This window comes from Streptomyces sp. NPDC090798 (genome assembly GCF_044768965.1).
GTDB lineage: Bacteria > Actinomycetota > Actinomycetes > Streptomycetales > Streptomycetaceae > Streptomyces.
On sequence record NZ_JBIVXA010000011.1, the window covers coordinates 193,555 to 211,401 of the forward strand.

Annotated in this window: 20 protein-coding genes and 3 tRNA genes; 9 read left to right on the forward strand and 14 right to left on the reverse strand. The window is 68.7% G+C overall.

The features are described from left to right. Positions 1-67: 67 nt before the first annotated feature. From ACIQTP_RS24700 to ACIQTP_RS24735, 8 genes are all read right to left on the reverse strand, one after another. The gene (locus ACIQTP_RS24700) at positions 68-376 is read right to left on the reverse strand and encodes a hypothetical protein (RefSeq protein WP_403403136.1); all 309 of its coding nucleotides are present in this window, start codon (positions 374-376) and stop codon (positions 68-70) included. Positions 377-598: 222 nt separating this feature from the next. Further along, positions 599-2,701 (reverse strand): hypothetical protein, encoded by a 2,103-nt coding sequence (locus ACIQTP_RS24705; protein WP_403403139.1) that lies wholly within the window; start codon positions 2,699-2,701, stop codon positions 599-601. Position 2,702: 1 nt separating this feature from the next. Beyond that, the gene (locus ACIQTP_RS24710; protein WP_403403141.1) at positions 2,703-4,277 is read right to left on the reverse strand and encodes a hypothetical protein; all 1,575 of its coding nucleotides are present in this window, start codon (positions 4,275-4,277) and stop codon (positions 2,703-2,705) included. A gap of 83 nt (positions 4,278-4,360) precedes the next feature. Beyond that, on the reverse strand, positions 4,361-4,591 hold the full coding sequence (locus tag ACIQTP_RS24715; RefSeq protein WP_403403144.1) for a hypothetical protein: 231 nt from the start codon (positions 4,589-4,591) through the stop codon (positions 4,361-4,363). A 29-nt stretch (positions 4,592-4,620) separates the two neighbouring features. Continuing rightward, a complete protein-coding gene (locus ACIQTP_RS24720; protein ID WP_403403147.1) occupies positions 4,621-5,001 on the reverse strand; it encodes an RRQRL motif-containing zinc-binding protein in 381 nt (126 codons plus the stop codon). Between the two features lie 13 nt (positions 5,002-5,014). Further along, complete coding sequence (locus ACIQTP_RS24725; RefSeq protein WP_403403149.1) at positions 5,015-5,905, reverse strand: DUF2637 domain-containing protein; 891 nt, start codon at positions 5,903-5,905, stop codon at positions 5,015-5,017. Then, positions 5,902-6,234, reverse strand: a complete 333-nt coding sequence (locus ACIQTP_RS24730) for a hypothetical protein (RefSeq protein ID WP_403403152.1) — start codon at positions 6,232-6,234, stop codon at positions 5,902-5,904. The genes ACIQTP_RS24725 and ACIQTP_RS24730 overlap by 4 nt, the downstream gene beginning before the upstream one ends. After that, positions 6,231-6,542 carry a hypothetical protein gene (locus ACIQTP_RS24735; protein WP_403403155.1) on the reverse strand — a complete coding sequence of 104 codons (312 nt, stop codon included), beginning with the start codon at positions 6,540-6,542 and terminating at the stop codon, positions 6,231-6,233. The genes ACIQTP_RS24730 and ACIQTP_RS24735 overlap by 4 nt, the downstream gene beginning before the upstream one ends. A gap of 491 nt (positions 6,543-7,033) precedes the next feature. Between ACIQTP_RS24735 and ACIQTP_RS24740 the strand changes: the two genes are divergently transcribed. Further along, entirely contained in the window at positions 7,034-7,750 is a 717-nt protein-coding gene (locus ACIQTP_RS24740; protein WP_403403158.1) for an XRE family transcriptional regulator, read from the forward strand. A 2-nt stretch (positions 7,751-7,752) separates the two neighbouring features. Beyond that, positions 7,753-8,226 (forward strand): NUDIX domain-containing protein, encoded by a 474-nt coding sequence (locus tag ACIQTP_RS24745; RefSeq protein WP_403403160.1) that lies wholly within the window; start codon positions 7,753-7,755, stop codon positions 8,224-8,226. Here the strand turns inward: ACIQTP_RS24745 and ACIQTP_RS24750 are convergent. The 3 genes from ACIQTP_RS24750 to ACIQTP_RS24760 form a co-directional block, all read right to left on the reverse strand. Next, on the reverse strand, positions 8,214-8,780 hold the full coding sequence (locus ACIQTP_RS24750) for an HD domain-containing protein (protein ID WP_403403162.1): 567 nt from the start codon (positions 8,778-8,780) through the stop codon (positions 8,214-8,216). The two genes, ACIQTP_RS24745 and ACIQTP_RS24750, sit on opposite strands and share 13 nt — an antisense overlap. A gap of 2 nt (positions 8,781-8,782) precedes the next feature. Next, the gene (locus tag ACIQTP_RS24755) at positions 8,783-9,244 is read right to left on the reverse strand and encodes a GntR family transcriptional regulator (protein ID WP_403403165.1); all 462 of its coding nucleotides are present in this window, start codon (positions 9,242-9,244) and stop codon (positions 8,783-8,785) included. A 241-nt stretch (positions 9,245-9,485) separates the two neighbouring features. Then, on the reverse strand, positions 9,486-10,706 hold the full coding sequence (locus tag ACIQTP_RS24760; protein WP_403403168.1) for a pentapeptide repeat-containing protein: 1,221 nt from the start codon (positions 10,704-10,706) through the stop codon (positions 9,486-9,488). A 295-nt stretch (positions 10,707-11,001) separates the two neighbouring features. On the opposite strand from ACIQTP_RS24760, the gene ACIQTP_RS24765 reads away from it, so the two are divergent. The 3 genes from ACIQTP_RS24765 to ACIQTP_RS24775 all read left to right on the forward strand — a co-directional run bounded on the left by ACIQTP_RS24765 (position 11,002) and on the right by ACIQTP_RS24775 (position 13,517). After that, complete coding sequence (locus tag ACIQTP_RS24765) at positions 11,002-12,072, forward strand: HNH endonuclease (protein WP_403403171.1); 1,071 nt, start codon at positions 11,002-11,004, stop codon at positions 12,070-12,072. Positions 12,073-12,113: 41 nt separating this feature from the next. Continuing rightward, positions 12,114-12,192 (forward strand) — tRNA-OTHER (locus tag ACIQTP_RS24770). 470 nt (positions 12,193-12,662) lie between these two features. Then, positions 12,663-13,517, forward strand: coding sequence for a polysaccharide lyase family 7 protein (locus ACIQTP_RS24775; protein ID WP_403403174.1), 855 nt, complete (start codon positions 12,663-12,665; stop codon positions 13,515-13,517). Between the two features lie 105 nt (positions 13,518-13,622). Here ACIQTP_RS24775 and ACIQTP_RS24780 read toward each other — a convergent pair whose 3' ends face one another. Continuing rightward, positions 13,623-13,955: a hypothetical protein gene (locus tag ACIQTP_RS24780; protein WP_402034601.1), complete on the reverse strand. Its 333-nt coding sequence runs from the start codon at positions 13,953-13,955 to the stop codon at positions 13,623-13,625. A gap of 471 nt (positions 13,956-14,426) precedes the next feature. Between ACIQTP_RS24780 and ACIQTP_RS24785 the strand changes: the two genes are divergently transcribed. Then, the gene (locus ACIQTP_RS24785; protein ID WP_403403177.1) at positions 14,427-14,639 is read left to right on the forward strand and encodes a hypothetical protein; all 213 of its coding nucleotides are present in this window, start codon (positions 14,427-14,429) and stop codon (positions 14,637-14,639) included. 32 nt (positions 14,640-14,671) lie between these two features. On the opposite strand, the gene ACIQTP_RS24790 is transcribed toward ACIQTP_RS24785, so the two are convergent. Both ACIQTP_RS24790 and ACIQTP_RS24795 read right to left on the reverse strand, forming a co-directional pair. Continuing rightward, a complete protein-coding gene (locus ACIQTP_RS24790) occupies positions 14,672-15,328 on the reverse strand; it encodes an SDR family oxidoreductase (protein WP_403403180.1) in 657 nt (218 codons plus the stop codon). Positions 15,329-15,524: 196 nt separating this feature from the next. Then, positions 15,525-16,775 (reverse strand): hydrolase, encoded by a 1,251-nt coding sequence (locus tag ACIQTP_RS24795; protein WP_403403183.1) that lies wholly within the window; start codon positions 16,773-16,775, stop codon positions 15,525-15,527. Positions 16,776-17,272: 497 nt separating this feature from the next. On the opposite strand from ACIQTP_RS24795, the gene ACIQTP_RS24800 reads away from it, so the two are divergent. From ACIQTP_RS24800 to rpmG, 3 genes are all read left to right on the forward strand, one after another. After that, positions 17,273-17,345, forward strand: a tRNA-Thr gene (locus ACIQTP_RS24800). Between the two features lie 46 nt (positions 17,346-17,391). Next, a tRNA-Met gene (locus ACIQTP_RS24805) sits at positions 17,392-17,464 on the forward strand. A gap of 87 nt (positions 17,465-17,551) precedes the next feature. After that, positions 17,552-17,716 (forward strand): 50S ribosomal protein L33, encoded by a 165-nt coding sequence (rpmG, locus tag ACIQTP_RS24810; protein WP_004571794.1) that lies wholly within the window; start codon positions 17,552-17,554, stop codon positions 17,714-17,716. The last annotated feature ends 131 nt before the right edge of the window (positions 17,717-17,847 follow it).

A 17,847-nucleotide genomic window follows, 5' to 3' on the forward strand; every position in this document is an offset into this window, starting at 1 on the left:
TGATGGGCAGGTGGACAAGGGCGGCCCCGCGTTCTTTGGCGAGAGGTGGGGGCCGCCCTTGGCGTAGCTAGGCGCCCTTGCCGCGGGCGAGTTTCAACGTGATGCCGCCGGCTCCGATGGGTCCGGCGGCGCTGCCGATGACGGTGGCGGTGTGCGCGGCGACGTCCATCAGCCAGCACAGGGCGGCGACTACACCCCATGTGCCGAGGGCCGTGGCACCGGCGATCGCGAACGGGATGAGCAGCCGCTGCCAGGGGAAGGCGGGCGGGGTGTCGTTGATGACGAACACGACGGGCTGTCCGGTCGCCTGGGCGCGCTGGAAGACGTCGGCGGGGATGTGCGGGGCTATCTGGCCGGGCGGGGTGTGCTGGCTCATTTCTGGCTCCCTCGGGGTGTGCCGCGGGCCCGCGCCAGAGGTGGCGCGGGCCCGTGCGGTGGGGTGGGTTTGCTTGTCGCGTTGCTTGTCGTCTCTCTTGTCGTGCTGCTTGTCGCTTGTCTTGTCTTGTCGCTTGTCGCCTCCCAGGTCACAAGCCGTTTTTGGGGCTTGGGGCCCCGGCAGGTGGCATGTGGTGGAGCGGGGGCGACAAGCGACAAGTGATCAGTCGTCGGATGCGTGGGAGCGGTGGATGTAGCGGGCTTTGGTGCCCTCCCCGACGCGGACGGCGGTGCCGTCCTGCATCCACGTTTTCAGCCAGCCGACGACGGTCTGACGGGTCGTGCCGTACGCGTCGGCGAGCGCGCGGGCGATCGCGGATGCTCCGGTGCCTTCGGGTCCGGCGGCGATCAGCGCGGCGAGGGCGGCCTGTTGCGCGGGGCTGTCCTGCTCGCTCCGCAGCGCCGACAGGTTCAGTCCGGCCGGCCGGTCCGGCCCATCAACCTGCTCGGGGCTGTGGGGCTCCGGGGTGGTGCCGAACTGCGCGTCGATCTCCTGACGGAACCGGCGCGCCAACGCATCCTCCGGCGATTCCGCCTGCTCGCCCAGCGCGGACAGACGCAGCGCCCCCGGAACGTCCGGCGACACCTCCCCGGCGCCGTCCGCCGCGATCTGGTCGCGCATCCATGCGGTGCGGTCGGCATCCCAGCGCCGCGCGTAGGCGGGCCCGGCGGCCTTGGCGGACACCACATCGAGCATGGGGTGGCGGTCGGAGGTGGCGGCGATGATGTCCCGGATCTGGTTCGGGAGGATCCGCCACGCCTTGAACAACGCGGCCGGCGACTCCGGTGTTCCCATGAACCCGGCGCCCTTGTGCGGGGCTTGGTCCACGCGCAGGCCGCGGGTGCCGGGGAACATCTTGCTCAGGTCCATGCCCTCGGTCTCGCCTCCGGTGAGGGCGACGCGGACCTTTGCTTCCCGGCGGATCATGAGGTTGCTCAGCACGCTGCCGGTGGCCCCGAGCGCGGTGAGTACGGTCCGTACGCCCATGGCGCGGGCGATCCGGATGACTTCCAGGATCTTTTCCCCGAGCTTGCGGATCTGCCGGTCGGGGCTGGCCAGGATCTCCGCGCCCTCATCGATCACCAGCATGATCTGCGGAATCTTCGCGCTGATCGGCAGCAGGTCCGTGTTGGCCTTGGACAGGACGTCCTGGTAGCCCATCTTGCGCTGCTTGGCCACGCGCACGGCCGCATCCAGCATCGTCATGGCTTCCTCGAACGTTCCGGCGAGCCAGTCGATACCGGGCCGTACGGGCTTGCCGTCCTCCCGCACGATCTGGCCGTTCAGCGCGGGCAGCACCCACGGCAGGCCGGCCGATCCGGCGTTCAGGTCGATCACCCACGTCAGGACGTCCTCGGCGCGGGCGAACCCGGCGAGGATCGCGTGCACCATGTTCGTCTTTCCCGATCCGGTCGGGCCGACGATCAGGGCGCACTGCTCGCGCAGGTAGGCGAGGATCTGTGACGCGTTGGTGCGGTAGCCCCACGGAATGCCCGTGTGCAGGGACAGCGGGCTGTAGTCGGCGGGGTAGGTGCGCTCCTGCTCCAGGACATTGACCGTGGTCACGTCGATGATGACGCGGCCCTGATGGATGCCGGGGGACGCGGTGGCGGTGCAGCCGTGCGGCAGCCGCGCGTCCGCAGACAACCGCGGCGAATCGGCAGCGATCTTGCTCCAGGTGGCGCCGCCCGGCGGGAGTTCCGCGTCGATGGAGAACCCGGTACCGGTCTCCCACACCTCCACTCCCAGCACGCGCACGGTGATGGCACACACGCGCTGGATGCGGTCGACCCATTCCGCGGCGACCGCCCGCCGCTCCGCGGACAACTCCGCGGCGATCTGGCGGTGTTCCACCGCGAGCGCTTCCTCCTCGCGCGCCTCCTCGAACAGCGCGGAAGACCGGGCGGCGGCGCCGATACCCACGCCGATGGTGGCGAGGGATCCGAGGGCGGCCCAGGTGAGCGGGCCGTGGGTCATGGCCCACGTGGTCCAGCCGGCCCCGACGAGCCAGGAGGCGGCGCGGGTGGCGAGGGTGCGGCCGGCATGGCGGACCCGTAGGCCGACAACGGTGTGACCGAGCGCGCCGGCCGCGCCGACTGCCAGGGCCCATCCGGGCGGCATGGCGGTGGCGGCGCCGGTGGTGGCGAGGGCGAAGGCTCCGGTGGTGGCGGACAGGGCGCCGGTCACGGGTCCGTGACCAGCCGCCCAGTCCAGCACCGGACCACTGCGCGCCTGCTCCTTTTTGGCGGTGGCGGTGGCGCTCATCTCAGACGTTCCAGCCCTTCTCTGCCTCGGTGCCGTTGCGGGGGTCCTCGTGCCGGGCGATGTCTTGCGCGTGGACCTGCCGGAACATCGGCCCCATGTCCTCGGCGACCGCGACGGCGCTCATCAGGGCGCCGAAGATGTCGCTGAAGCCTTCCGCGACCTGCTTCTCCAGCGGGAACTCCGAGTCGGAGCGCTCCGCAAGGATCTTCATGATGTTCGCGATGCAGGTCAGCGCGGTCGGCAGGTTTTCGACCATGGCGAGGATCTCCATGCAGCCGTCCGGCTCGTAGGTGTTGGCCGCGGCCATCATGTCGATGGCGTGGTCTTCGAACCTGAATCCGGTAATCAGGGACACGTTCTCTCCTTCACTCACAGGGGCGTTCGTGCTGGTGGGGACCTGCTGCGCGGGCCTCTCGACACCGTCCGCGATGCCCTCGGTGCCGTCCTGGACGGCTTCGGCATCCGCCGCAGCCTCCCGCTCGGTCAGCTCCTCGCGGATCGCGTCGTCTCGGACGTTGCGCTGCTCGCGGGCGGTCTGCCATAGGCGCCGGTACAGGCGCCGGCCGGGGTGGATCAGCCACGGCAGCTTCAACTTGCGGCCGATCGGACTGGTCAGGAAGCCGAGCAGGCCCACCGGGAGGGCGAGCAGGGAGGCGAGCAGGCGGCGCCCGTGGAAGCGGGCCGCGGAACGCCAGAGCGCGCTGCGGGCCGCCTTCCTCGCGGGTGCCTTGCGCACCGCGCCGCGCTGGGCGTCGACCGTGGCGCGGGCCTTGCCGTCCCGCCGGGCGCGGTTCTTGGCGATCGCCGCATCCCGCACGACACGGGCCTTACGCGCCGTGCCCCCGAGCATCCGCCCGGCCAGACCTCCCCGGCGCCCGGCACGGCTGGTGAAACCGGCGCGGTCGGTGGCCTTGGCGTGGCGGCGGGCATCGGCGACCGCGCGGCGGGCGGCGGTGGTCTGCGCCCGCTGTCCGGCCCGCGAGCCGGCCGCAGCCTGCTGCGCCGCACGCAGCGCCCGCACTTGGCCAGCCCGGCCCGCAGCCTTACCCGCCGGACCGGTGGTGCGCTTGGGCGAGCCCGCGGCGCCGGCCCCGCGGGTCTTCCCGCCTGCCGTGGTGCCGGCCCGGCGGGAGGCCAGGCCGGTACTGCGGTGCTGGCCGGGCGCCCGGCCCGCCCGGCCACCAGAGCGGGAGGCGGGCGAGCGCTTACCGGCCCTGCTCGCGCCTGCTCCCGCAGCGCGCAGACCAGCCATGCGGCCTGCGGTGCGAGCCGCGGCGCGCCGCGGCTCGCGGCGTGCGCTGGGTGTGCGGGAACGGGTGGCGGCGACCGTGCCGAGGACAACGGCCCCGGTAGCGGCGACCATGGCGGCGATCGGACCGCCCGCGAGGGATGCAGCGGCGACCATGCCCACGGTCGTGTTCGCACCCGACAGGGCCAGGGGCACTACCGGCCAGCCACCGGGCGTGTGGTCCACCTTCGCCGCGACGGAGGTGGGGGCGGGCGGAGTGTTGGGCGGCGGGGGCGGTGCGGTCGGGGCAGCCTCGACGGCTACCGGTTCTGTGCTGAGTTCCGTCATGCTGGAGTGCTCCGTCTCGGATGCGGGATGGGAGTGCCGGCGCGGCCCTTTGGCCTGCAAGCGGTGGGTCGCGCCGGGCTGAGCTAGAACGCGTCCGGCTCGAGCGAGAAGAACAGGACGGTGAAGTCGCCGTGGCCCAGCTCGTCCGCGGCGATGGCTCGGATCTCCTGGTAGGCCTGGGAGCGGGAGAACAGGGCGGGGTCGAAGGTGGCGACCGAGGAGACGGTCAGCTGCTCGCCGGTGCGGGTCTGGACGGTCAGGATGTAGTGGAAGCCGACGGCCTTGCCGGCATCGACGCTGGGCGGGGTGCTCACAGAGCGACTCCTCACGAGGTGACGGATGTTCAGGCAGCGCACTGTTCGTCGGGGTAGGCGCAGGGAACGCACATGCCGAGCGAGGTGGGGATGACGTATCCGGCGTCCGTGCTGCACTTGGGGCAGGTGCGGCGGGCCGTGTTGGCCTTGGCCAGCGCCGCCCACTTCGCCGGGGTCATGGGCCGCACCTTCTTGGCGCGGTCGATGCGGTAGAGGTAGGCGGTCTGCGGGCCGCGCCGGTAGCGCGGGCGCAGGACCTGCGCGGCTATCGGCTGACCGCCGGGACGTAACCCGCGGGCACGGAGCTGACGGCGGGTCGCGTAGCCGTCAGGGGCCAGACGCCACGGGTAGGTGGGAATGCCGAACCGGGCGCCGTTGGGGTCGAAGCACTTGGCGAACGCGAGCGACACGACCGTCCCCCGCTCAGCCGGCGATCGCGGTGGGGAAGTCGGTCAGGTGCGGCTCGCGCGCCTTGACTCGACCGCGTGCCGTGCGGGCCGTCGACTCCGACGCGCCCAGTCCCGCGGCTGTCATCGCCTGGGTCATGCGGGTGGTGCTGGGCTGGGTGAAGTCGGTGCCGTACAGGGCCCGGACCAACTGATCGACCCGGTTCGGGTAGACCACGGGCGTGCACAGGTCGACGGCCGTCGACGACACGGTGACGGGGGCCGCTTCCACGGCGGCGGGCGTCGACGCGGGCTCGACGTCCGGCACGGCCGCCGGGAGTTCCGGCACCTGCTCCGCACCGCCGGCAGGCTCCATGGACGACGGTGCCGTGGGACGGTCGACGCTGATCGTGACGGGCGTCGACGGTGCTTCGACGCCCGGCGGTGGGGTGCCGACGCCCGTCGACGCGCGGCGGGCGAGGTAAGCGTGCACCTGCCGCATCAGCGCGCCGAACGCCAGCAACGCGGCCACCGGAGGAACCGCGGCCACCACGTAGTTGAGGGCGTCCGCATCTTGGCCGACGCCGGCGACGTTCAGTCCGATGGAGGCGCCGTCACCTGCGGTGACCAGGCCGATTGCCCACCAGTCGACCCGGTGGGCGAGCGAGGCACGCAGGATCAACAGCTCACCGATCACGATGAACAGATCCACCGTGGCCGGCCAGGCCCACGAACGGGCCACCGCTTCCGCCATGCCGTGCGCGGCGGCGACTTCCTGCAAGTGCTCGTACGACAGCCAAAACGCCACCGCAGTGAGCACCACCGTCAGCACGCTCGCCAGGGCGGTGATCGCACGCTCCACACCGACGGGCGTCAACGGCGCCTCGACGCCCGTCGACCGCGCGTCGACGCCGGCCGCGGCGCTCATGCCGCACCCGCTTCCACCGTCACCGGGGCGGCGACGTCGCCGTAGCCGATCAGCTCCAGTTCGGCGCCCGCGTAGGCGGCCGTCGAGCGTAGGACGCGCGTCCGGCCGTCGCTCTGCACGCGGTAGTTCACGTTCTCGGGAGCGATGGCCAGCGCCTCGCGCCATGCTTCGAACCCGGGCAGGCCCGAGTGGAGCGAGAGTTCCAACCGGTCCGGGTAGATGGGCGAAATGCTCACGGTCGGTGCCGGCAGGTCCCCGAAGTCGACCGCCAGCAGCCGCAGCACGCGCAGCGGCACGGCCAGGTCGTCCAGCGTCAGGTTCTCGCTCACGCCGCCACCGCCGTAACCGCCGCGTTGCGCCGCACCGTCCGGCGCGCCGACGTGCGGCGCGGCCGGCGAGCCGCGGCCCGCGCGTCCTTCAAGGGGCTGGTCCGCAGCAGCGACTCCGCGTATGCCGCGGCCTCCCGGTCCGACTCCCGGAGCTCCGCGAGGACCTCGCGGGCCACGGCCAGCCGCACCGCCCGCTCCTCGGCGGACTCCACGGCCGGACCGGTGAACAGCTCCAGGTCGATACCGAACGCCAGCTCCGCGAACTCCTTCGCGGTAACGGCTTCATGACCAGCAACGATGCACTTCATGGGTCGTGTCTCCTTAGTCGGTGGGACGGCCCGAACAGCCCCTCGGAGTTGCCGCTCCGGGGGGCGCCGTTGTTGTTTGGTCTGCTCGGCCGAGCAGCCACGGCCCCCGACGCCCGGCAGAAGGGGCGTCAGGGACCGTGAGCACTCGGGCTCACATCGGCCCATCGACCGCCCGTGTGAAGGCGGCTGGGTCGGCACTCTGTTGAGTTCTTCGCAACGAGGTATCCGGGCCGTGCTCTCCGGGCGTTGCTTATGCAGTACCTGTTTTACAGGTACTGCATGGGGCTCCGTCAAGTGCAGCGACGGAACTTCCTTGGCTTCGCGCCGGGACTTCTTGGCGCACCATCAGAATCGGTGCAGGTCAGGGGAGTTGGTGACCCCATGCGTGGACAGCTCGCGCCGATCTGGCTACCGTCAAGAGCTCCCTAGAAGTCCCATCGGGAGTGCAGATGTCCAATGAGCGTTTGCGGTCCGCTCTCCTGGCGCGAGGCATGAGCGTCCAGGACTTGGCGGAAGCGATCGAGGTCAACCCGAAGACTGTCGAGCGCTGGATCACTCAGGGGAAAGCGCCGTACCGGCGCCATCAGTACGCGACAGCCTCAGCGCTCAAGGTCGACGTGACCACGCTGTGGGAGGACAGTCGCACCGTCGACAGCGCGATGGATCTGAGCAAGGCTGAGATCGTCGCGGTCTACCCGCATCGGCACACGGTGCCCGCTGGACTCTGGCGCGAGATCTACGCGCGGGCGGAGAACCACCTAGATGTGCTCGTCTACTCCGGGCTGTTCCTGTCTGAAGATCCCGTGTTTCACGACCTCTTGAAGGCGAAGGTGGCTGGGACCACGCAGGTGCGAATCCTGCTTGGGAACCCCGGCTGTGAAGCGGTCCGGCAACGTGGCATAGACGAAGGGCACCGGATCATGGACGGCAAGATTCGCAATGCCCTACTGAACTATCGCCCACTCTTCGAGAGCCACCCAGACATCGGTTTCCGGCTGCACGATTCGACGCTCTACAACTCCATCTATCGCTCTGATGACGAAATGCTCGTGAACCCTCACGTCTACGGCATCGGCGCCTACTTGGCCCCTGTTCTCCATCTGCGTCGCATGCCGGGCGGCGGCCTGTTCGACACGTACGCGAATAGCATCGAACAGACTTGGGGCGGCGCTCGCCCCATCACGGACCACGACATCACCGGAGCTTGAACATGGGACGCATCGACTACCTGCACGACCCCGAAGCCCCGCCGGCCAATTCGGTCGTTCCCTCGGTGGTGGCGTTCGTTCAGAACGATGCGGGAGAGGTGCTGATGATCCAGCGGTCCGACAACGGCCGTTGGGCGCTGCCTGGCGGTGGGCACGACGTGGGGGAGTCCATCAGCGATACCGTCGTGCGCGAGGTCTGGGAAGAGACCGGAATCAAGGCCGAGGTCGTCGACATGTCCGGGATCTACACCGACCCGGGGCACGTGATGCGGTACGACGACGGCGAAGTTCGCCAGCAGTTCAGCATTTGCTTCCGTGCACGGCCGGTCGGCGGTGAGGTACGTACGAGCAACGAGACGACACAGGTCCGCTGGGTTGCCCCCGCGGACCTGTCGACGCTGGACGTGCACCCCACCATGCGGCTCCGGATCGAGCACGCGATGGACCGTATGCGGACGGCTCCCTACATCGGCTGACGCTTGGCGGCAGCGACCCGTTCGAGGACGCGGGCCGTGCTCGCGAGGATCTCGGGTTCGGCGCGGCGGATGAACGTACCGATCAGGCTGTCCGGGCCGTAGCGTCCGGTGATTTCGTTGATCCGGTCCACGGGATTCGTTGGCGTGCCGTCCGGCGTGGTGTTCATGTCGCAGTAGCAGAGAGCGTCATTGAGGTGCGCGCTCTCGCGGGGGAACTCGCCCTCCAACTCCTCACGGAAGCCTCGCGCCTCCGCCTCCATCCATGCGCAGGAGTGGTGCGCCACCAGGTGCACAACCCTCTGGTCGGCGTCGGCCACGTCCCGGAGGTAGCGGGCGCCATCGAGCGGATGGAATCCCGTCTTGGCGAGGTCTGGCGAGTAGCCGATGTCATGGAGCACCGCAGCCGCTTCGAGTAGCTCGGCGTCCGCGCCGACGATCGAAGCGATCGTGCGTGCTCGCTCAGCGACTCCCAGGGAGTGCTTCCAGCGACGCGGCAGCGGCTCCGAGAGCAGCGATTCGGCGAGTGGGTAAGCCCACTCCGTCAGTCTCGTCAAAGCTAGGAACGCCCCTCTCGATTCGGCAGGGCTCGCACCGTCCGCACTTTCCCCTGCCCTCCTTCAGACAGCCATCCTGCGGCTTCCAGTTTCTCCAGTGCCTTGGTCACCGTCGGGCGTGAGGCGCTGAATCTCTCGCACAGCGTGGAGGCACTCGGGAAGGCTGCCCCTACCTCCAGACCGTCATCCGCGATCACGTCAGCGATCCGGTCCGCTAGCGGTCGACGGTCAATCCGCTGACCCGCCCGGACCACGCGCCAGCGTCCGCCCGGCACCTGTTCTGCCATGCCCTCCTTCTCAAGGACGCCGAAAGCCCGGAGCGCGACACCGCGAGAGACGCCGTGGTCGCGCACGAGGTCTGCGGCAGACGGCAGCTCCACCATCTTCGGGTCGGACTCGATCTGAGCCTTCACCGCGTCCGCGATCTTCTGGAAGGTCCCGCGCGGGCTCGCCTGCTGCGCCACTCGCTCTCCCTCTCTGTCTGCCCGTCGTCGGGCTCAAGCCTCGCACGTTGGGCAAGCCGCTGGAACGCCCCACGAGGGCCATCCTTGACGTCAGGGGCGGTCTCATCGCCGTCTCAATCGCCGCTCGGTTCGGGGCAGTCCGCTGACGTCCACCGAAGTCCGGCGGATTCCCTGATCAGCGTTGCGAGTCGCACGATGGGCGTCACCGGACCAAGATTGGACAACTCGTAATGTGAAGAGGTCAGTTCTTCGGAGCTTCTTTTATCGATTGCCCTTTCCCTTTCGCCTCACGTTTGGCGGTGGCTGCGACCCTATTCTCGCATTCTTGGATCCGTTTCTGGATAAGCGGAGATTCCGCTAGTCGTTCGGGCAGCGTAGTGGTGGAGGTTAGGTGAGCCGCCGCAAACATTCCATCTGAGCCACCCTCGATGCTCCACAGGTGTGCCCGATCCAGGTTTGTCTCCACGAAGTGTGCGCCATTTATGCGTGCCCCACTAAGGTTTGCGCCTCGCATGTCGGCTCTAGTGAGGTCTGTGCCTGAAAGGTCGGCCCCTGACAGGAGGGTTTGAATCAGTACAGCGCCGTACAGTTGTGCACTTGACAGGTTTGCCTGGGAAAGGTCTGCGCGGGAAAGATCGGCGCGAGTCAATAGCGCCTCACACATGCGCGCTCCGCCCAGCTTTGCGTTCTTCAGATTGGCTTCTTCGAGTTCTGCTCCAGCTAGATTAGCCTCGGCCAAGTAGGCCTCGGACAGATCCGCTCCCCGGAGATCCGTAGCAGCAAGATTCGCCCTGAAAAGGTTGACTCGGGGGAGGTTTGCGCCTCGCAGATCGATCTCAAAGGGCTCGGTACGGGCAGGGCGGCGCCCTAGAACAGTCAGCGCCGCCTGTACGTCATCTCTGACAGCTCCCCGACGGTAGGAGTTGTAGGCCGCGGATTCCACCTTGACCAGATTCTGGAATGACTGCTCTCGAATAAAGGCTGCCAGCACTTCAATTACCAGGGCGTGATCTTTTTCCGAGTCGTGCATGATCCTTTCGAGTGAGTAAATCCCGCCTAGGCGCTGCGTAATATTTTCCGAGGACAGTAGCTTGATTGCTTCTACGTAGCGTTCGGTTACCTGGCCTTCGCGAGTAAGATCGGCCTGCTCTCGATCCTTCTCGCGCGTGTGCGCGAACAATTTCTCGGTGTGTTGATGGTTTTTGTGCGTGTAGTAAAGGCCGAGTCCCGCGATCACTCCTGCTCCAAAAGCCACGAGCATCGTGCGGAAGCCTGTGATCACGACTCCGTCGGCGGGTTGAAGATCCTTTTTGCGGAGGTGGGCGCCGTCGATCCACCACGGGCCGCGCCACAGAAGAAGCGCGAACCCGACGACCCCGAGGGCGAGGATGACGGCGAGCGCGGTTTGTCTCGCCCTGGTCTTCATATCCAGCATGATGCCGAACTGTTCCGAGGGGGCCATCGCTAATTCCCTCATTCTGAGCAGAATCTGAGGTGAGCCAGGGGGGAAGGCAGGGACCGCAGGGCGCGGCGTGCCACATCGTGCGGTCAGGCACGGTCGATGACGGCTTGCCGCAGCCGAGATGCCTGGCCGACCGGGGAGCCCGCCATTCCTGGCGTGACCTGCGTACCTTTCCCGTCCCGCACCAGCAGGCTTACAAGGCAATGAGCCGACAGCATCGAGTTCGTGCTCAAGGGCGTGGTCACAGGCCGATATTGCTGTGATCGATGTCAGTGCCCAGCCGTAGCCTTCCGTCATGCGCAGAGGAGCGATCACACACGAGTCCGTAGTCAAGGCCCTTGCTGAGCATGATGAGTTGGGGCGCGAGACGTTCCTGCTGAGGTATGGCTTCGGCGAGGCCCGTTCGTACGTCCTGCTGTACGAAGGGCGGGAGTACGACTCCAAGGCGATCGCCGGAGTGGCGCACAAGTGGGACCAGGGGCGGGCTCTGACTGCCGGCGAGTTCAGCGGTGGCAGGGACCACGCGGTCGCCTGGCTGAAGCGACTTGGCTTCCAGGTCAAGGCAGTGAAGAACCCTGACTGGGCACGCGATGAAATCATCCTCGCCTGCCACCTGGTCATGACGAACGGCTGGAAGGGGCTGGACGTCCAGGACAGCCGGGTCATCGAGCTGTCCGCCCTGCTCCAGCTGCTGCCCATCCACGCTGAAGCCGACCGCAATGAGAAGTTCCGCAACCCCAACGGCGTGGCCCGCAAGACGTTCGACATCGCCACCCGGCACCCCGACTACCGCGGCAAGCCCACAAACGGCGGCGCGCTCGACGTAGAAGTCCTCAACGAGTTCCTCGCCCGTCCGGACCAGATGACCGAGGCGGCGCATCTCATCCGGCAGGGCATCGCCACAGGCGAGTTCCAGGATCTCGCCCTCGCGGACGACGAGGAGCTTGACGACGACTTCAGTGCCCCCGAAGGGCGCCTGCTTCTGCGCCGGCACCGGGCGCGGGAACGGAACAAGGGCCTGCGGAAGAAGAAGGTTGACTCTGTCCTGCGGAAGGGCGGAAGCCTGGCCTGTGAGGCGTGCGGGTTCGACTTCGAGGAGGTCTACGGCGATCGCGGCGCCGGGTACGTCGAGTGCCACCATGTCGTGCCTCTGCATGAGGCAGGCGAAGGCCGGACGAAACTCAGCGATCTGGCCCTCATCTGCGCCAACTGCCACCGCATGATCCACCGCCGCGCTCCCTGGCCTACCCCCGAAGAACTGCGGGCCACCATCGAGCAGCGCCGATCGGCGGGGCGGCGTGACTCCGTACCCATCGTGCGGCAGCGCGGTGCGGCTGCAGAACATGCCTCGGCTCCGGAGCGCTGATCCCCCACACGTCCCCCAGGAGCCGTCCTGGGGGACGAGATGGCTGCTCAGAGGGTGCGGAGCCAGCCCGCTGTAAATCTGCCGGCTCAGCCTTCCCAGGTTCGAATCCTGGCGCCGCCACACGACCGAAAGGGTCTGTGATCAGCAGCAATGCTGATCACGGGCCCTTTCGTCGTTCCGGAGGCGTGCGGCGTCGACCTGGCCGCCCGATGTACTTCCGCGGCAGCGCTCGGGTGTCCGCGACCTCTGGTCGAGTTCATCGACGTGGACGAGATCGACATCCAGCTCCAGCTCCAGCTCCGGCCCGGCGTGCCTCGACGGGGCACCGTCCGCCATGGGGGCGAGCGCCTGCCTTGGTCACTGAGTGTGTGCCTCGTCCCGGGTGCGGCATTCGCCGGTCGGCGAAAGCGAGTTCGGCGGTAGGAGTGCGTTCCTCCACCATCAGCCTTGACGTGGCCGCGCCACAGTCCTACTGTCGCGACACCAAGTGTTCATGTTGACATATGAAGTTCATGCACATGAACACTCCCTGCTGAGAAATACGCGCGCCCGCCAACCGAGTCCACCGAGCCGACAGGAAGGCACCCCCCATGCGCATGCGTACGCTGCTCACCTCCCTGGCCACCGCCACCGCCGTCACCGGCGGCCTGGCCCTTGCGGCTCCGGCCGCGCCGGCCAGTTCACTTTCCGCCGCCGCGGCCGTTGCCGGCACGCCCAGCGGCCAGCGCGGTACCAACGTCGTTTCCTCACCCATGGCGGACCCGTCCGTCGCGCCCGGTGGGAATTTCGACCTGTCGGTATGGCAGCTTCAGGAGCCGGTGGGCTCCCCCGGCTCACCGACGACGATCCCGTCCTCCCGGCTTCAGGGGGCCAACGGGTTCCAGGACTCGTACTTCTACACGGACACCCGTGACGGCGCGATGACCTTCTGGGCACCGGAGAAGGGCGTCACCACACCGAACTCGAACTACGCCCGCTCGGAACTGCGGGAGATGAACCGCAACGGCACCGCCGCCAACTGGTCGCTCAGCGGCACGCATCAACTGAAGGCGACGCTGCGGGTCGTGTCCGTCACATCGAACGTCTGTGTAGGACAGATCCACCTCGGCACAGGAGGCTCGTCCACCAAGCCGCTGCTGGAGCTGTACTACCGGGCGAGCGGTGACATCGTCCTCGGCACGGAGAACTCGCCCTCCGGAGGGCAGACACTGCACACCGTCGGCCACGTATCGGTCGGCAAGACATGGAACTACACGATCGCAGTCTCGGGCGGACACACCATCGACCTGACGGTCAACGGGAGCACCACGCACTACGCCATCCCGTCGTCGTTCGACGCCTACAAGCAGTACTTCAAGGCCGGCTCGTACAACCAGTCGTCCTCCGACAGCACCACCAAGGGTGCTCGGGTCGCCTTCTACGGCCTCACCGTCTCCCACGGTTGAGCGAACCTCGACGCACAGGTTCAAATCCCACACCCACCGGCAGGTGGACGGCCTCTGACCGGGTGAAACGGTCAGAGGCCGTGATGTTGCCGGAGCAGGTTTCCCCTACTGCTCGTAAGGGTTGAAGCACTTGAGCGCGGCCCAGCCGTAGATGACCTTGTGGTCCTTGCGCACCACCTTGCCGTAGATCCAGGCCTTGTCCACCTTGATGTCCTTGTAGCCCTTGTAGTCCACCTTCGTGCCGTTCATGAGGTCGCCCTTGTAAGCGACGCCAGTGACCTTCGCGCTGGTGTTGGACTTCGCTCGTATGTTGACCGAGCTGCACGTGGCCTTCAGCTTCCAGGTGGAAGCGGCCGACGCGGACTCGGCACTCAGTCCGAGTGCCCCTATCGCGAGGGCGGAAGCGCTCAGAACCGCCACCAGTGACTTCTTCAACATTGCCGTGCTCCATATCGACTATCGGCTTCGGCTGTCCACGGAAAGGGCAGCCGACCGTGTCGGGCTGCCTGCGTGGACAGACGCGACTGTCTAGTAAACCCGCGAGAACAGGCCGGATTTCGACGGGTCGTCGACGATCCTTCGACAGATCGTCGACGGCCTGACTCCTGCTCTGCTGGGTCAGGTCCCGTGACAGAAAAGGTAGTTGGTGATGGGCGCGCGTCAGGAGGGCGGGGTCTCACGGCAGCGTCCGGGCCTGGGGGGGGAAACTTGAGGGGTCGTAGGCAGCGGCTTGTCACGCAGCGTCGGGCTCCCTCGCCCTAGGCCCTGTCGTCACATTCCCTCCCCCAGCCTGCGGCCGGGAGGTGCCCCCCAGCCCCGCGACGCCATGCACGCACTCTCGCCGCACCGGGCACAGACCCAAGTGCGTCCGGTACGAGGAGGCTGCTGCCCGCCGGGCAGACTGATCTCATGTCATCGCGTCGTAGGAACTGCCCCGAGTGCCGCCGGGAGATCGCCGTCGTCGCGGGACGGTTCGCCCGGCATGACCCGCCCGGTGCGCGGGGGAGCGGGGAGCTGGTCTCGTGTCCCGGGTCGCGTCGGCCGGCGCAGCTGGGGGCGGCGCAGCCGACGTTGGACGGGTACTCCGTGCCCGGGTTCCCCGGGCAGCTTCCGTTGTTCTGAGCGGGCCGGCGGTGGCTCGGTCCGGCCGGTTTCTAGTTCCCCGCGACCGATTTGACCGCCACCGAAATCGGCGTCGAGCCGCTGATCACCTCCAGGGTCAGCCCGGCCGTCGCGGAAGTCTCCACCAGCTCCGCCAGGACTGCGGCGACGTCGTCCCGTGGGATCGTTCCGGGGCCGGTCGAGGCCTCCAGGCGTACGAGGCCGGTGCCGGCGGCGTTGATCAGCGATCCGGGGCGCAGGATCGTCCAGTCCAGGGACGTGCGACTGCGTACGTATTCGTCGGCCTCGCCCTTGGCGCGCAGATACAGGTCGAAGACGTCGTCGCCCGGGTGTGCCGGGTCCGCGCCCATGGACGACACGACGACGTGGCGCCGTACGCCCGCTCGCTCCGCGGCGTCGGCGAACAGGACGGCGGCGCCCTTGTCCACCGTCTCCTTGCGGGCCGGACCGCTGCCCGGGCCCGCGCCCGCTGCGAAGACGGCCGCGTCCGCGCCCTGCAGATGGGCGGCGACCTGCTCCACCGAAGCCGACTCCAGATCGCAGAGGACCGGCTCCGCACCAGCCGCCCGCAGATCGTCGCCCTGCTCGGCGCGGCGGATGATCCCCGCGACCTCGTCACCGCGCGCGGCGAGCAGTCGCTCCAGCCGCAACGCGATCTGACCATGACCTCCAGCGATGACAATGCGCATGTTTCCGACCGTACGCCCGGATGGACCCGTTCGCCGCACGACCCTGTGGACAACTCAGGGGTCTCTTGAGTTGTCCACAGGCGCGCGCGGCGGCGGAGGCCGTCATGCACTCGGCGCGCGTGGTGAACAGGGGGCGCACTGAGGGTGGTTGCGGCTGTGCGTGCACAACGTGCGGGGTGGTGGACGGAAGTTGTGGCTAGGAAGGCTCTCCGCGTCCCTGCCGGGGCAGGTCCAGCCCCGCCGCTGCCGCCGAGTTGCAGTACTCCCGTACCGCGCTGGTCCGCGCCACCACGCGCCCCCGGTGCACCACGATCCGGCTGTACGCGAGCGACAGCGCCCCTGCCAGCCGGTTCCCGCGCACCGCGAGCAACTCGGCCGGGAAGCCGGCTTCCACGCGTACCTCGGGCAGTCCGAGGGCGGCCCGCGCGCCGGAGCTCACGGCGTCGTACGCGTCCTCGGGGCGCAGACCGTGCCGTGAGGCCAGCAGGTACGCGGCCTCCAGGGGGTCGCCGCGGCCCACCGGGTTCGCTACGTCCCGGAGGGCGCCGCTGCCCGCGGCGATCCGTACCCCGGCCGCCCGAAGCATCCGTACCGGCGCCGTTCCGCGCCGGTCCACGCCCCCGCAGCGGCCCTGCGGCAGGCACACCACGGTCACGCCCGCCGCGGCGAGTTGGTCGGCCGCCCGGGAGGCCACCTCGGACGGCAGCCGGCCGAGGCCGCCGCACGGGCCGAGCGTCACTCCGGACCGCAGGCCGCCCGCCATCGCCGCGAGCCGGGCGAGCCGGGCGGGGTCGGGGGCGTCCGTGTGCAGGTCGACCGGGCAGCCGTGTTCCGAGGCGAGTTCCAGGACCGCCTCCACGTACCCCGTCGGATCCGGGTCGGCGTCCGGGCAGCCGCCCACCACCGAAGCGCCCATTTTCACGGCGTCCCGCAGTATCGCGAGCCCGTCGGCACCGGCGACCCCGGTGAGCAACCGCGGCATCGCCACCGCCGTCAGCTCGGCCAGCCCGCGCAGTGCCCGCCGCGCCTGGAGCACCGCCGCCAGCGCGTCGAGGCCCTGTACGTCGCCGACGCGCACGTGCGAGCGCAACGCCGTCGCCCCGTGCCCGAGTTGCAGCAACGCGGCCTCGGTGGCGCGGCGCTGAACCTCCTGGGTGTCGTACGACAGGGGGCCGTCGCCGTCGGCCGTCAGGGCCGTGTCGCCGTGTGCGTGGGGCTCGGCGGGGGCCGGCAGGAGCAGGTAGCCGTCGAGGTCCACCTTCGCGGCGCGCGAGCCGGAGGCGGGCGTCGCCAGGCTCCCGGCGGTGCCGACCGCCTCGATACGCCCGCCGCCCAGCCGCACGTCCACAGTCCGGCCGTCGGTGAGCCGCGCCGCGCGCAGCAGCAGGGTGGCGGTGTCGGTCTGTCCCGACGAGGAGGGGGGTGGCTGCGGCTGGCTGTCGGGCATCGCGCTCCTGGGGCTCGGGGGCGGCTGCTGGGAGGGGCGACTGGGGAGGTGGGCGCTTCGGCGGTGGGGGTGTGGGGTGGCGGGGCGGGAGGTGGCGCGGGCGGAGAGGCGGGGCGAGGTCGTGGGCAGTGAGGGACAAGATCACGCAGCGTGAGTCGAGCCTAGGGTGGCGAGCCCTTTTCGTCCGGGAGGAGCGCAATAGTCGTACCGGTGTGGTCCGTGCACGGACAGAAAGCGGGAGATGAGAGCCGGACACGCGAGTCGGGGCGGCCGGACGGAGTCGCTGGTCGGCCGGGTGGGGAGGCCGGGACCGGAGGCTGTTGACCGGGTGGTGTGACCGGTCATTCGTGGGGTGGGAGCGGCCGGAGTCGCGGTCGTGACGCACCGTTCGTGAGGGGCCGCGGGAGCGGCTGGGAACGGCCCGGAACAGGCCGGGGCGGGAGCCGCGAAACGGATTTGGGCGATCGGCGGGCGAGCGTGTAATGTCTTCATCGCTCGCCCCAATAGCTCAGTCGGTAGAGCGTCTCCATGGTAAGGAGAAGGTCTACGGTTCGATTCCGTATTGGGGCTCTGGTGTGAGAGGTTCCCGTCGCAAGGCGGGGGCCAATCGCATCACAGCGGTGTAGCTCAGTCGGTAGAGCAAGCGGCTCATAATCGCTGTGTCACCGGTTCAAGTCCGGTCACCGCTACAGACAGTAGCCGATTGTGGGGTCGGTCCTTCGATCGGCTACTCTTCTATGCGTTAATGTCCCATCCGTTCGTCAAGGAGCACTCCTGTGGCTGCCACCGACGTCCGCCCGAAGATCACGCTGGCCTGCGTGGAGTGCAAGGAGCGGAACTACATCACCAAGAAGAACCGGCGTAACGACCCGGACCGACTGGAGATGAAGAAGCACTGCCCGCGTTGCAACGCGCACACCGCGCACCGCGAAACGCGATAAATCAGGCTCGTACACGAGGCCGTCCCCAGTAACGGGGGCGGCCTCGCGTCGTTCACCGGCGGAGTGCGACGTGCGAGTGGTCGTCGAGCAGTCACCGACAGTCCTCGTACGGGCACCGGTCCGAGAATCGC

Excerpts from the sequence above, each read along its gene's own strand:
- ACIQTP_RS24700 (WP_403403136.1), bottom strand. The coding sequence starts at position 376 with ATGAGCCAGCACACCCCGCCCGGCCAGATAGCCCCGCACATCCCCGCC.
- ACIQTP_RS24705 (WP_403403139.1), bottom strand. The coding sequence starts at position 2,701 with ATGAGCGCCACCGCCACCGCCAAAAAGGAGCAGGCGCGCAGTGGTCCG.
- ACIQTP_RS24710 (WP_403403141.1), bottom strand. The coding sequence starts at position 4,277 with ATGACGGAACTCAGCACAGAACCGGTAGCCGTCGAGGCTGCCCCGACC.
- ACIQTP_RS24725 (WP_403403149.1), bottom strand. The coding sequence starts at position 5,905 with ATGAGCGCCGCGGCCGGCGTCGACGCGCGGTCGACGGGCGTCGAGGCG.
- ACIQTP_RS24735 (WP_403403155.1), bottom strand. The coding sequence starts at position 6,542 with ATGAAGTGCATCGTTGCTGGTCATGAAGCCGTTACCGCGAAGGAGTTC.
- ACIQTP_RS24740 (WP_403403158.1), top strand. The coding sequence starts at position 7,034 with ATGAGCGTCCAGGACTTGGCGGAAGCGATCGAGGTCAACCCGAAGACT.
- ACIQTP_RS24745 (WP_403403160.1), top strand. The coding sequence starts at position 7,753 with ATGGGACGCATCGACTACCTGCACGACCCCGAAGCCCCGCCGGCCAAT.
- ACIQTP_RS24760 (WP_403403168.1), bottom strand. The coding sequence starts at position 10,706 with ATGGCCCCCTCGGAACAGTTCGGCATCATGCTGGATATGAAGACCAGG.
- ACIQTP_RS24765 (WP_403403171.1), top strand. The coding sequence starts at position 11,002 with ATGCGCAGAGGAGCGATCACACACGAGTCCGTAGTCAAGGCCCTTGCT.
- ACIQTP_RS24775 (WP_403403174.1), top strand. The coding sequence starts at position 12,663 with ATGCGCATGCGTACGCTGCTCACCTCCCTGGCCACCGCCACCGCCGTC.
- ACIQTP_RS24780 (WP_402034601.1), bottom strand. The coding sequence starts at position 13,955 with ATGTTGAAGAAGTCACTGGTGGCGGTTCTGAGCGCTTCCGCCCTCGCG.
- ACIQTP_RS24785 (WP_403403177.1), top strand. The coding sequence starts at position 14,427 with ATGTCATCGCGTCGTAGGAACTGCCCCGAGTGCCGCCGGGAGATCGCC.
- ACIQTP_RS24790 (WP_403403180.1), bottom strand. The coding sequence starts at position 15,328 with ATGCGCATTGTCATCGCTGGAGGTCATGGTCAGATCGCGTTGCGGCTG.
- ACIQTP_RS24795 (WP_403403183.1), bottom strand. The coding sequence starts at position 16,775 with ATGCCCGACAGCCAGCCGCAGCCACCCCCCTCCTCGTCGGGACAGACC.